This is a genomic window from Georgenia satyanarayanai (genome assembly GCF_900116375.1).
GTDB lineage: Bacteria > Actinomycetota > Actinomycetes > Actinomycetales > Actinomycetaceae > Oceanitalea > Oceanitalea nanhaiensis.
Genome location: NZ_UETB01000005.1, coordinates 75,759 through 88,644, shown reverse-complemented (window position 1 = coordinate 88,644; position 12,886 = coordinate 75,759). Strand labels below are relative to the sequence as shown.

Annotated in this window: 11 protein-coding genes; all 11 read left to right on the top strand. The window is 75.1% G+C overall.

Annotated elements, in window-relative coordinates; translation table 11 throughout:
* Positions 1-441 precede the first annotated feature (441 nt).
* The 11 genes from mraZ (at position 442) to DSZ44_RS08895 (ending at position 12,804) form a co-directional block, all read left to right on the top strand.
* Positions 442-873, top strand: coding sequence for a division/cell wall cluster transcriptional repressor MraZ (mraZ, locus tag DSZ44_RS08945; RefSeq protein WP_110852389.1), 432 nt, complete (start codon positions 442-444; stop codon positions 871-873).
* A 152-nt stretch (positions 874-1,025) separates the two neighbouring features.
* Entirely contained in the window at positions 1,026-2,027 is a 1,002-nt protein-coding gene (rsmH, locus tag DSZ44_RS08940) for a 16S rRNA (cytosine(1402)-N(4))-methyltransferase RsmH (RefSeq protein WP_110852278.1), read from the top strand.
* Positions 2,024-2,407, top strand: coding sequence for a cell division protein FtsL (gene ftsL / locus DSZ44_RS08935; RefSeq protein ID WP_110852277.1), 384 nt, complete (start codon positions 2,024-2,026; stop codon positions 2,405-2,407). The genes rsmH and ftsL overlap by 4 nt, the downstream gene beginning before the upstream one ends.
* The gene (locus DSZ44_RS08930; RefSeq protein ID WP_110852276.1) at positions 2,404-4,155 is read left to right on the top strand and encodes a peptidoglycan D,D-transpeptidase FtsI family protein; all 1,752 of its coding nucleotides are present in this window, start codon (positions 2,404-2,406) and stop codon (positions 4,153-4,155) included. The genes ftsL and DSZ44_RS08930 overlap by 4 nt, the downstream gene beginning before the upstream one ends.
* 61 nt (positions 4,156-4,216) lie before the next feature.
* On the top strand, positions 4,217-5,614 hold the full coding sequence (locus tag DSZ44_RS08925; protein WP_110852275.1) for a UDP-N-acetylmuramoyl-tripeptide--D-alanyl-D-alanine ligase: 1,398 nt from the start codon (positions 4,217-4,219) through the stop codon (positions 5,612-5,614).
* Complete coding sequence (gene mraY, locus DSZ44_RS08920; RefSeq protein WP_110852274.1) at positions 5,608-6,699, top strand: phospho-N-acetylmuramoyl-pentapeptide-transferase; 1,092 nt, start codon at positions 5,608-5,610, stop codon at positions 6,697-6,699. The genes DSZ44_RS08925 and mraY overlap by 7 nt, the downstream gene beginning before the upstream one ends.
* Entirely contained in the window at positions 6,696-8,153 is a 1,458-nt protein-coding gene (murD, locus tag DSZ44_RS08915; RefSeq protein WP_110852388.1) for a UDP-N-acetylmuramoyl-L-alanine--D-glutamate ligase, read from the top strand. Before mraY ends, murD begins: the two co-directional genes overlap by 4 nt.
* On the top strand, positions 8,150-9,418 hold the full coding sequence (gene ftsW / locus DSZ44_RS08910) for a putative lipid II flippase FtsW (RefSeq protein ID WP_110852273.1): 1,269 nt from the start codon (positions 8,150-8,152) through the stop codon (positions 9,416-9,418). Before murD ends, ftsW begins: the two co-directional genes overlap by 4 nt.
* Positions 9,411-10,526: an undecaprenyldiphospho-muramoylpentapeptide beta-N-acetylglucosaminyltransferase gene (gene murG / locus DSZ44_RS08905; protein WP_220035144.1), complete on the top strand. Its 1,116-nt coding sequence runs from the start codon at positions 9,411-9,413 to the stop codon at positions 10,524-10,526. The genes ftsW and murG overlap by 8 nt, the downstream gene beginning before the upstream one ends.
* A gap of 35 nt (positions 10,527-10,561) precedes the next feature.
* Complete coding sequence (murC, locus tag DSZ44_RS08900) at positions 10,562-11,884, top strand: UDP-N-acetylmuramate--L-alanine ligase (protein WP_502530284.1); 1,323 nt, start codon at positions 10,562-10,564, stop codon at positions 11,882-11,884.
* The gene (locus DSZ44_RS08895) at positions 11,881-12,804 is read left to right on the top strand and encodes a cell division protein FtsQ/DivIB (RefSeq protein ID WP_110852271.1); all 924 of its coding nucleotides are present in this window, start codon (positions 11,881-11,883) and stop codon (positions 12,802-12,804) included. Before murC ends, DSZ44_RS08895 begins: the two co-directional genes overlap by 4 nt.
* The last annotated feature ends 82 nt before the right edge of the window (positions 12,805-12,886 follow it).

The window sequence follows — 12,886 nt, the reverse complement described above, 5'->3', positions numbered from 1 at the left end:
CCCACGAGAGCCGGGCTCCTCCTCCGAGGAGTCCGGCTCTCGGCGTTCCTGAGGACGCTCCACCTCGCTCCACCGCGGGGTGGGTGCGGCTGGGTGGTACCGGTCCGCACCGTCGGCGCGAGCGCCGGGTCCGCCGTCGGGGGGGCTCCGGGTCCGGGCGTCCCCGGCCCGCTCCACATCGCTCCACCGCGGGGCACCGTTGCGCTCCACATCGCTCCCCACCGCGCCCGGAGGCGCGGATCGAGGCACCGGAGCACGTCGTGGCGACGCGCCGACGGCACAGCGGCGTGAACCGTCCTCCACTTCGCCCCACCGCATCTGACCTGCGACGACGCCGGACGCCGGGTGCGATGTGGCGCACCTTTCCGTTGACGGGGGAGGGAAGTGGAGTAATGTGGGGCGCATTGGCGGCGAGTGGTTCGGTGAAGGGTGGTGGACTGCGTGTTCCTCGGCACCTACCACCCGCGCCTGGACGACAAGGGCCGCCTCATCCTTCCCGCGAAGTTCCGCGACCAGCTCGCCGGTGGCCTGGTCCTCACCAAGGGTCAGGAACGGTGTCTGGCGGCCTACCCGATGCGGGAGTTCGAGGAGATCCACGAGCAGCTGCGCAAGGCGCCGGTCACCGACCGCCGCGTGCGCGACTACTCCCGCGTCCTGCTCGCCGGAGCCACCGACGAGCAGCCCGACAAGCAGGGCCGCATCACCATCCCCACCCACCTGCGCCAGTACGCCGGCCTCGAGCGGGACCTGGCCGTCATCGGCACGGGCTCCCGGGTGGAAATCTGGTCGGCCACCGCGTGGGAGGACTACCTGGCCGCCTCCGAGGACGCCTTCGCCGACACCGCGGAGGAGGTGGTCCCCGGACTCTTCTGACGGCTCGACCTCCGCACGACGAGGTCTCTCACCGCGACTCTGACGCACTTCCCCGGCGCCAGAGCCTGGCGGCGGGAGTCCTGGTCGGGTGGTGGAGGGCCCCCGACAGTGGCACGACCGAGCAGCACCAGACCGAGAGAGGGAGGAGGGACATGACCGAGGACCGCAGCGCCGCCGAGCGTCATGTCCCCGTGCTCGCCGCACGCTGCCTCGACCTCCTCGCCCCGGCCCTCGAGCGCCCGGGCGCGGTGCTCATCGACACGACCCTCGGCATGGGCGGGCACAGCGAGCTCGCGCTGCAGCGCTTCCCCGAGGCCCGGGTCGTCGGCATCGACCGCGACCCGCAGGCCATCGCGCTGGCCGGTGCCCGGCTCGCCCCGTTCGGGGAGCGGTTCACCGCCGTCCACGCCGTCTACGACGACGTCGACCGGGTCGCCGCAGACCACGCGACCGGGGGGGTGGACGGCATCCTCATGGACCTCGGCGTCTCCTCCCTCCAGCTCGACGAGGCCGACCGCGGCTTCGCCTACGCCCAGGACGCCCCGCTCGACATGCGGATGGACCCCACCCGGGGCGTCAGCGCCGCCGAGCTCCTCGCCACGGCGTCCGTGGGCGAGCTGCGCCGCATCCTGCGCGACTACGGTGAGGAGCGCTTCGCCGGGCGCGTCGCGTCGGCCATCGTCCGCCGCCGCGAGCAGCAGCCGATCGAGCGCACCGGCGAGCTGGTCGACCTCGTCCGCGCCTCCATCCCCGCCGCCACCCGCCGGACCGGGGGCAACCCCGCCAAGCGGACCTTCCAGGCACTGCGCATCGCCGTCAACGACGAGCTGGCCGTCCTCGAGCGGACCCTGCCGCGGGCCCTGGAGTCCCTGTCCGTCGGCGGGCGGATCGTCGTCATGGCCTACCACTCCCTCGAGGACCGGGCCGTCAAGCGCGCCCTGGCCCGCGGGGCCACCTCCTCGGCGCCCCCGGACTTCCCGGTCGAGCCCGAGACCCACCGGCCCTACCTCCGGCTGCTCACCCGCGGCGCGGAGGAGGCCGACGACGCGGAGCGCGCCGCCAACCCGCGCGCCACCTCCGTCCGCCTGCGCGCCGCCGAACGAACCCGCCCCACCCCCGACCACATGCGTCCACGATCAAGGAGCGCCGCATGAGTGCGATGCCCGCCCGTACCGCCGCAGTCGAGCCGCGTCGGTCCTGGCGCCCGCGGCTCCAGGTCGTGCGCAGCCCCGCGCCGGCCCGGTCCCTCGTGCCCTACCTCCTGCTGTGCGCGACGATCCTGCTCGGCTCGCTCGTCGCGGCGCTGCTCATCAACACCCAGATGGCCGTGGACGCCTACGCGATCCACGACGCCACCCGCACCCTCAACCGGCTCGAGGAGACGCAGACCGCACTCGTCCAGCAGGTCGAGGAGGCCGGCTCGCCCGCCAGCCTCCAGCGCCGCGCCGAGGACCTGGGCATGGAGCCCGCCGAGCGGGTCGACTTCATCTCCCTCCGGGAGGGCACGATCCTCGGCGGGAGTGACGGGGAGTGAGTGGCCGCACCCTCGTGCGGCGCCACAACGCCGTGCTGGCCGTCGTCCTCGCGATCGTCATCGTCTTCGCCGGCCGCCTCGTCTACGTCCAGGCCCTCGAGGGCCCGCGCCTGGCCGAGGACGCGCTCAACAGCCGCCTGTCGCACTCCACGATCCAGGCCATGCGCGGGGACATCCTCGACGCGAACGGGGAGGTTCTCGCCACCTCCGTGCAGCGCTACAACGTCGGCGTCAACCAGCTCAAGGTCCGCGAGTTCACCGCGGAGATCGACGGCGAGGAGAAGGAGGGCGCCGTCGCCGCGGCGGCCCTGCTCGCCCCGCTCCTGGACCGTGACCCCGCCGAGCTCGGCGCGGACATGGTCGGCGACTCGACCTTCGCCTACATCGCCCGCGGCCTCACCCCGGAGGAGTGGCGCGAGGTCCAGGCGCTGAGGATCCCCGGCATCGAGCCCGAGCAGACCTCCGAGCGGCTCTACCCCAACGGCAACACCGCCGGCAACGTCCTCGGGTACGTCGGGCGGGACAACGAGGGGCTGGCCGGCCTCGAGCTGAGCTTCGAGGAGCAGCTGCGCGGCGTGCCGGGCAGCAGCGTCGTGGAGATCGGGCGCACCGGGCAGTCCATCCCCACCGGCCTGCGCGAGACGGTCCCCGCCGAGCCCGGCGACACCGTCCACACGACGATCGACCGGGACGTCCAGTTCCGCGCGCAGCAGATCATCGACGAGACCAACGACACCTTCAAGGCCGCGTGGAGCGCGATGGTCGTCCAGGAGATCAGCACCGGCCGGGTCCTGGCCATCGCCGACTCCGACGCCGTCGACCCGAACGACTACCAGGCCAGCCCTCCGGAGAACCGTGGCTCGCGCGCCGTCCAGGCCGCCTACGAGAACGGCTCGACCGGCAAGCTCCCCACCTTCGCCGCCGCCATCGACACCGGCGCCGTCACCCCGACGACGACCTTCTCGACGCCCGACCGCTTCACCACCCCGTCCGGGCAGACCTTCTCCGACGCGGACCCGCACGCCACCGAGGAGATGACGGTCGCCGGGATCCTCGCGACGTCGTCGAACACCGGCACCGTGATGATCGGTGACCGGATGAGCGACGAGGAGCGCTACGAGTACTTCCGCGCCTTCGGCATGGGGGAGCGCACCGGCATCGAGCTCCCGGGGGAGACGCCCGGCATCCTCGCCGCGCCCGAGGCGTGGGACGGTCGCCAGCGCTACACGACGATGTTCGGTCAGGGCCTGGCCGTCAACCTGGTCCAGAACACCGCGATCGCCGCCGCCCTCGGCAACGACGGTGTCTACCACGCTCCGCGGCTGGTCGACGGCACGACGGACGCGACGGGCCGCTTCCACGCCGCCGAGCTCCCCGAGGGCCGTCAGGTGGTGAGCGAGGAGACCGCCGCGCAGATGGTGACGATGATGGAGGGGGTCGTCACCCAGGAGGGCACCGGCGTCCTCGGGCAGCTCGACGGGTACCGCCTCGCCGGCAAGACGGGGACCGCGCAGGTCCCCGACGAGAACGGCAACCTCACCCGCACCGTCGCGAACTTCGTCGGGGTCGCCCCGGCGGACGACCCGCAGTTCGCCGTCGGCATCGTCGTCTACCACCCGCGCCACCAGGTGCCGTCCTCGATCATCGCCGCCCCCGCGTTCAAGGACATCGCCGGCTACACCCTCCAGCACCTCGGCATCCCGCCGTCAACGACGCCAGCGTCACTCTTCCCCATGCGGGCAGAGTGAGCCCGCTGCGGATAGATTGTCGAGACGTGACTTCAGACGACCAGCTCCGGTGGGAGCAGCAGTGATCCACCTCACCGTCGCCCAGCTCGCCCAGGCCGTCGGCGGACGCCCGGTGGGCGTGGACCCGCAGCAGCTCCTGACCGGAGGGGTCGTCACCGACTCCCGGCTGGCCGGCCCGGGCTCGGTCTTCGTCGCCGTGCGCGGGGAGCGCACCGACGGGCACGAGCACGCCGCCGCGGCCCACGCCGCGGGCGCGGCCGTCGTCGTGGCCGAGCACGCGGTCGACGCCCCGCACGTCCTCGTCGAGGACTCCGTCGCCGCGCTCGGGGAGCTCGCCCGTGAGGTGCTCGCCCGGCTGCGCGCCGAGGGCTCGCTCAGCGTCGTCGGCCTCACCGGCTCGGTCGGCAAGACGACGACGAAGGACGTGCTGGCCCAGGTGCTCGCCCAGGCTGGGCCCACCGTCGCACCGCGCGAGTCCTTCAACAACGAGATCGGCCTGCCGCTCACCGTGCTCTCGGCGACCCGGGAGACCCGCTACCTCGTCCTCGAGATGGGCGCCAGCGGCCCCGGGCACATCGACTACCTCACCCGGATCGCCCCGCTCGACGTCGCCGTCGTCCTCGTCGTCGGCCACGCCCACATGGGCGGCTTCGGGACCATCGACGCCGTCGCCCGTGCCAAGGCGGAGATCGTCGCGGGCCTGATCCCGGGCGGCACCGCCGTCCTCAACGCCGACGACGCGCGCGTGGCCGCCATGGCCGCCGCCGCACCCGGGCCGGTCACCTTCGTCGGGCGCGGCGAGGGCGCCGACGTCCGCGCCACCGACGTCACCCTCGACGAGCAGGCCCGCGCCTCCTTCGTCCTCCACACCGATGCCTCCGGCGTGCGCACGAGCCACCCGGTGCGCCTGGCCCTGCACGGGGAGCACCAGGTCGCCAACGCGCTCGCCGTCGCCGGCGCCGCGCTCGCCCTGGGGCTGGACGCCGGGGCGGTCGCCCACGCGCTGGGCACCGCCGAGCGCGTGAGCGCGCACCGCATGGCCGTCACCCAGCGGCCCGACGGCGTCGTCGTCCTCGACGACGCCTACAACGCCAACCCCGACTCCATGGCCGCCGCCCTGCGCGCCGTCGCGGCGATGCCCGCCCGCCGCAGGGTCGCCGTCGTCGGGGAGATGCTCGAGCTCGGCCCGGAGGCCGAGCGTGCCCACGAGGACGTCGGACGCCTCGCCGCGGAGCTCGGGGTCGACGTCGTCGTCGCCCTCGGCCCGGCGGGCGAGCCGGTGCGCCGGGGTGCGGGCGAGGGCCCGCAGGTCCACTGTCCCGCCGACGCCGATGCCGCCGCGGCCCTTCTCGACGAGCTCCTCCAGGAGGGCGACCTCGTGCTGCTCAAGGGGTCCAACGGCTCAGGCGTGTGGCGCCTGGCGGAACTGCTGACGCAGGGGGGTGGCGCCGCGTGGTGACCGTCCTCGTGGCGGGGGCCACCGCTCTCGTCGTCGCGCTCTTCGGCACGCCGCTGTTCATCCGCTTCCTCACGAAGCGCAACTACGGCCAGTTCATCCGCCAGGACGGTCCCACCGCGCACTACACCAAGCGCGGCACGCCGACGATGGGCGGCGTCGTCATCATCCTCGCCACCGTCATCGGCTACGCGGTCGCCAACCTCTCGGCGGGCCGCTCGCCCAACGCCTCGGGGCTCCTGCTCCTCTTCCTCATCGTCGGCCTGGGCCTCATCGGCTTCGCCGACGACTACATCAAGATCAGCCGGCAGCGCTCGCTGGGCCTGCGCGCCCGCTGGAAGATCATCGGACAGGCCTTCGTCGGCATCACCTTCGCGGTGCTCGCCCTCCAGTTCCCCAACGAGAACTTCCGCACCCCCGGCTCGACCCACGTCTCCGGCGTGCGTGACACCTCGATCGACCTCGCCTTCGCCGGCGCGTTCCTCGGGCTCATCCTCTTCATCGTCTGGGCGAACTTCCTCATCACCGCGTGGTCCAACGCCGTCAACCTCACCGACGGCCTGGACGGCCTCGCCACCGGAGCCTCGGCGATGGTCTTCGCGGCGTACACGGTCATCGCGATGTGGCAGTCCAACCAGAACTGCCAGTTCCTCTCCGACCCGGGCGCGGCGTGGTCGGCCTGCTACGAGGTGCGCGACCCGCGAGACGTCTCGCTCATCGGTGCGGCGCTCATCGGCGCCTGCCTCGGCTTCCTGTGGTGGAACGCCTCGCCCGCGCAGATCTTCATGGGCGACACCGGCTCCCTCGCCCTCGGCGGCGCGATCGCCGGCTTCTCGATCCTCACCCACACCCAGTTCCTCGCCATCGTCATCGGCGGCCTCTTCGTCATCATCGTCATGAGCGACGTCATCCAGATCGGCTTCTTCAAGGCGACCGGCAGACGCGTCTTCCGCATGGCACCGCTGCACCACCACTTCGAGCTCGGGGGCTGGGGAGAGGTGACGATCGTCATCCGCTTCTGGCTCATCGCCGCCCTGTGCGTGGCCCTGGGGCTGGGCATCTTCTACGCGGAGTGGGTGACGGCGTGAGCGGGCTCGGCGACGCGCACGTCGTCGTCGTCGGCCTCGGGGCCTCCGGGCGCGCCGCCGTCGACGTCCTCACCACCCTCGGGGCCCGCGTCACCGGCGTCGACCGCAGCGAGGCCGCCGTCGAGGCCGCCCGCGCGGAGCTCGGCCCGCGCCCGGCCCTCCTCGCCGCGGACGACGACGCCGCCCTCGCCGACGCCGTGCTCGGCGCCGGGGCGGACCTCGCCGTCGTGTCCCCGGGCGTCCCGGCGACCTCCCCGCTGCTCACCCGGGCAGCCGCCGCGGGCCTGCCGTGCTGGAGCGAGGTCGAGCTCGCCTGGCAGGTGCAGCAGACGGCGACGACGACGGCGCCCGCCTGGCTCACCCTCACCGGCACCAACGGCAAGACGACGACGGTCGGCATGCTCAGTGCCATCCTCACCGCCGCGGGTCTGCGGGCCCCGGCCGTCGGGAACGTCGGCACCCCCGTCGTGCGGGTCGTGGCCGAGGGCGGGGTCGACGCGCTGGCCGTCGAGCTGTCGAGCTTCCAGCTCCACCTCACCCACAGCGTGGCGCCCGAGGCCTCCGTCTGCCTCAACCTCGCCCCCGACCACCTCGACTGGCACGGCTCCTTCGCGGCCTACCGCGACGCCAAGGCCCGCGTCTACGCCCGCACCCGCAAGGCCTGCGTCTACACCGACGCGACGACCCGCGCGATGGTCGAGCAGGCCGACGTCGCCGAGGGCGCCCGCGCCGTCGGGACGGTGCTCGGCACCCCGGCGGTCGGCGAGCTCGGGATCGTCGAGGACGTCCTGTGCGACCGTGCCTTCGAGCCGCGCCGGCAGACGACCGCGGCGTCCCTCGCCACCCTCGCCGACCTCGCCCACCTCGCGCCGCTGCCGGGCGGGGAGGTGCCGGGGCACGTCGTCGCCGACGCGCTGGCCGCCGCCGCGCTGGCCCGCGCGCACGGGGTGCCCGCCCAGGCGGTGACCGAGGGCCTGCGCGCCTACGACGGCGGCCGCCACCGCATCGAGCTCGTCGCCACCCGCGGGGAGGTCACCTGGGTCGACGACTCCAAGGCGACCAACGCCCACGCCGCCCGCGCCAGCCTCGCGGCGCTGCCCGCCGGCCGTGGCGTCTGGGTCGCCGGGGGCCTGGCCAAGGGCGCCACCTTCGACGAGCTCGTGCGGGAGGTCGCCGACCGGCTGCGCGCCGTCGTCCTCATCGGCGTGGACCGTGCCCCGCTGCGCGAGGCACTTGCACGACACGCACCGGATGTGCCCGTCACCGAGGTCGAGGCTGGCGACACTGGACAGGTGATGACCGACGCCGTCGCCGCGGCCGCGCGGCTCGCCCGCCCGGGCGACACCGTGCTGCTCGCCCCGGCGTGCGCGTCCATGGACCAGTTCGCCGGCTACGGCGCCCGCGGGGACGCCTTCGCCGCCGCCGTCCGTGCCCTGCCCGGGGAGCCGGGATGACGGCCGTGCAGCCGGGGCGTCTCCCGCGGGCCGCCGCACCGGCCACGCGCTCGCTGCGCACCGGCGCGCGGGAGACCGACCACCCGGCCACCCGTGGCCCGGCGGTCCTCAGCTACTACCTCGTCGGCGGGGCCACCCTGCTGCTCCTCGCCATCGGCGTCGTCATGGTGCTCTCCGCGTCCTCGATCACCTCGATCCGGGAGACCGGCAGCCCGTACGGCTTCTTCCTCGACCAGGCGGTCTTCGCGCTCGTCGGCGTACCGCTCATGGTCGTCGCCAGCCGGGTCCCGGTGGCCTGGTACCGCAAGCTCGCGTGGCCCGCGCTCGGTCTGGGCCTCCTGCTGCAGGCGCTGATCCTCACGCCGCTGGCTCGCGGCGAGAAGGGCAACACGAACTGGATCTACATCCCGGGCGCCGGCCAGACGATCCAGCCCTCGGAGTTCCTCAAGCTCGCGCTCGCCGTGTGGCTCGGGCTCGTCCTCGCCCGCAAGGCCCACCTCCTGCACCGGTGGCAGCACGTCCTCGTGCCGGGGATCGCGGTCGCGGTCCTCGCGCTCGGCCTGGTGCTCGTCGGCCGGGACCTCGGGACGGCGATGGTCGTCGCCCTCGTCGTCGCCGGGGCCATGTTCGTCGCTGGGGTCCCGCTCAAGTGGTTCGGCGCCGCCATGGTCGCGGGCGCCGGCGCGCTGGCGTTCCTCGTGGTCCTCTCGGACAACCGCATGCAGCGCATCATGGCGGTCTTCGGCGGGGAGTGCGACGAGAGCGCCGCGTGCTACCAGACCCTCCACGGGCTCTACGGCCTGGGCACCGGGGGCATCTCGGGCCTCGGGCTCGGCGCCTCGCGGGAGAAGTGGGCCTACCTGCCCGAGGCCCACAACGACTACATCTTCGCGATCCTCGGCGAGGAGCTCGGCCTGTGGGGCACGCTCCTCGTCCTGGGCCTCTTCGCGGCCCTCGCCACCGGGATGTTCCGCGTCGTGCGCCGGCACCCCGACCCCTTCGTCAAGATCACCACCGGCGCCATCGCGGCCTGGATCCTGGGCCAGGCGCTCATCAACATCGGTGTCGTCATCGGGTTCCTGCCCGTCATCGGCGTGCCGCTGCCGCTCGTGTCGGCCGGCGGCTCGGCGCTCATCGCCACCCTGCTCGCCATGGGCGTGGTCCTCGCCTTCGCGCGCGACGAGCCCGGCGCCGGTGCCGCGCTGCGCGCCCGGCGCGGCGTCGTGCGTCGCTCCCTGGCGGTCGTGGGGCGCGGACGTGGCTGAGCTGCGCGCCCTCCTCGCCGGCGGCGGGACCGCCGGCCACGTCAACCCCCTGCTCGCCACCGCCACCGCGCTCCAGGCCCTACCCGGCGGCGCGGACATCACCGTGCTCGGCACCGCCGCGGGCCTCGAGGCCCGCCTCGTGCCCGACGCCGGGCTGCCCCTGCGCCACGTCCCGCGCGTGCCGCTGCCGCGCCGCCCCTCGCCGGACCTGCTGCGCCTGCCGGGCCGGCTGCGTTCCGCCGTCCGCGCGGCTGCCGAGGCCATCACCGACTCCCGCGCGCAGGTCGTCGTCGGCTTCGGCGGCTACGTCGCCACCCCGGCCTACCTCGCCGCGCGGCGCCTCGGGGTGCCGGTCGTCGTCCACGAGCAGAACGCCCGTCCCGGGCTCGCCAACCGGCTCGGCGCCCGCTGGGCCCGCCACGTCGCGGTGTCCTTCCCCGGCACCCCGCTGCCGCGCGCGGTGCTCACCGGCCTGCCGCTGCGGGCCGCCATCGCCGAGCTCGTCGCCGAGCGCGAGTCGGACGCGACGGCACGCCGGATCGCCGGGGCCGCCGCCCTGGGCCTCGAGCCGCACCGCACCACCCTGCTCGTCACCGGCGGCTCCCTCGGGGCCCAGCGTGTCAACGAGGCCGTCGCCGGGGGCGCCCGCGCCCTCACCGACGCCGGCATCCAGGTCCTCCACCTCACCGGCCAGGGCAAGGACGAGCCCGTCCGCGCCGCCACCGCCGGGCTGGCGGGCTACCACGTGCGCCCCTACCTGGACGACATGGCCAGCGCCTACGCCGTCGCCGACCTCGTCCTCGCCCGGTCCGGCGCCGGCACGGTGAGCGAGCTCGCCGCCCTCGGCATCGGCGCCGTCTACGTGCCCCTGCCCATCGGCAACGGCGAGCAGCGACGCAACGCCGCCGACGTCGTCGCCGCCGGTGGCGGGACGATCGTCGCCGACGCCGACCTCACGCCCGCCTACGTCACCGGCCCGCTCCTCGAGCTGCTCGCCGATCACGACCGTCTCGCCGCGACGAGCCACGCGGCTGCCGGCGTGGGGATCCGCGACGGCGCCGCCCGGCTCGCCGAGCTCGTCGTCGACGCCGCGCAGGTGACGCCGTGAGCCGTTACCACCTCATCGGTGTCGGCGGGGCGGGCATGGCCCCGGTCGCCGAGCTGCTCGCCGCGCGAGGCCTGGAGGTCTCCGGCTCCGACGCACGCGACAGTGCCACGCTCGAGCGCCTGCGCGGGCTGGGGGTGCGCGCCCGCGCCGGGCACGCCGCCGCGCAGGTGCCGGGTGACGCGACCGTCGTCGTGTCCACCGCGGTCCGCCCGGACAACCCCGAGCTCGTCCGCGCCCGCGAGCTCGGCCTGCCGGTCCTCCACCGCTCGGAGGCGCTCGTCGTCGCCGCGGGGGAGCAGGACTTCGTGGCCGTCGCCGGTGCCCACGGCAAGACGACGACGTCGGCGATGCTCGCCGTCGCCCTCACCGAGGCCGGCGCGGACCCGAGCTACGCCATCGGCGGGCAGGTCGCCGGGCTCGGCACCGGCGCGCACCTCGGCACGGGGCGCGCCTTCGTCGCGGAGGCCGACGAGTCTGACGGCTCCTTCCTCAACTACCGTCCCGCCGTCGCCGTCGTGACGAACGTCGAGCCGGACCACCTCGACCACTACGGCTCGCGGGAGGCCTTCGAGCAGGCCTTCGTCGACTTCGCCGCCCGGGTCACCGGTGTGCTCGTCGTGTGCGCGGACGACGACGGCGCGCTGCGCCTGGCCCGGCACGCCCCCGGCCGCGTGCTCACCTACGGCACCGGCGCGGCGCCGGGCGTGGGGGAGGGCCACGTGCGCATCAGCGACCTCGCGGTCGGCGCGGCCGGCGCCCGCGCCACCCTCGGGCGGCCGGGGGAGCCACCGGTGCGCCTGGAGCTCGCCGTCACCGGCGCCCACAACGTCCGCAACGCGACCGCGGCGTGGTGCGCCGGCGTCGCCCTCGGCGCCGAGCCGCAGGAGATGGCCACCGCGCTCGGGGCCTTCCGCGGCACGGGGCGACGCTTCGAGATGCGCGGGGAGAGTGCCGGCGTGCGCGTCGTCGACGACTACGCCCACCACCCCACCGAGGTCGCCGCCACGCTCGCCGCGGCCCGGCTCGCCGCGGGCGAGGGCCGCGTCGTCGTCCTCTTCCAGCCTCACCTCTACTCGCGCACGCAGACCTTCGCCGCCGAGTTCGCCGCCGCGCTGGGCGCCGCGGACGAGGTCGTCGTCACCGACGTCTACGCCGCCCGCGAGGACCCGGTCCAGGGCGTGGACGGCTCGCTCATCACCGCCCTCGCCGACGGCGCCCGGTACGTGGCCGACCGCCAGGAGGCGGCCGCGGCCGTCGCCGCCCTCGCGCGCCCCGGCGACCTCGTCCTCACCATGGGCGCCGGGGACGTCACCGAGCTCGGACCCCGCGTCCTGGCGCTCCTGACGGAGCGGGCGTGAGGCCGCCGGCAGCGCCGCGCCAGCCGCGCCGCGGGCCGGACGCGGACCAGGCGGCGGTCGACGAGCCCCGCGAGGTCACCCCCGGGCGTGCGGAGCCGGCCGAGCCGGCTACTGGGCGCGCGGAGCCGGCCGAGCGCCGGCGCTGGCTGCCCGTGCGTCAGCAGCCGGACCCGAGCCTGCCGCAGGGCCCCGGCTTCCTCGAGCGGCTCGCCGAGCAGGCACGTGCGCGACGCCGCCTCGCCTGGCGCAAGGTGCTGCTCGCCGTCGGCGTGCTCGCCGTGCTCGGGGGGATCGCCTGGGCGCTCCTCCTGTCCCCGCTGCTCGCGCTCGACGTCGCCGAGGTCACCGTCTCCGGTGTCGGGGAGGGCACGACCGTGCCTCGGGAGGAGGTCATGGCGCTCGTCGAGGAGCATGCCGGCACGCCCCTCACCCGCCTGGACACCGGTGCCCTGGCCGACGACGTGCGCGCCATCACCACGGTGCGCTCGGCGACCGTGACGCGCGAGTGGCCGCGCGGCCTCGCCGTCGACGTCGTCCCCCGCGAACCCGTGGCGGCCGCGACCGCCGAGGACGGGCTCGTCCTGCTCGACGCCGACGGCGTGGTCGTCGGAGCCGCGGAGGAGGCGCCGGAGGGCCTGCCTCGGGTCACGGTGCCGCTGGAGGGCGAGCGGGCGGGGGAGACGCTGAGCGCGGTGCTCACCGTGCTCGCCGAGCTGCCCCCGGACGTGCGGGCCGAGGTCGACACCGCCGGCGCGGCCAACCCGGCCTCCATCAGGCTGGAGCTCACCGACGGCGCGGAGGTCCTGTGGGGGAGCGTGGAGGAGTCCGAGCTCAAGGCCGCCGTCCTCGCCGTCCTGCGCGAGCGAGAGGCCTCCGTCTACGACGTCACCGTCCCGCGCGCCCCGACCCTCTCCGACTGACCGCCCCACCGCGCCCGCCGACCCCTCCCGGCGACGGCCGACGTCCTCCCCGCCGAGCGCTGGGTTGTGACAACGGCAGCGC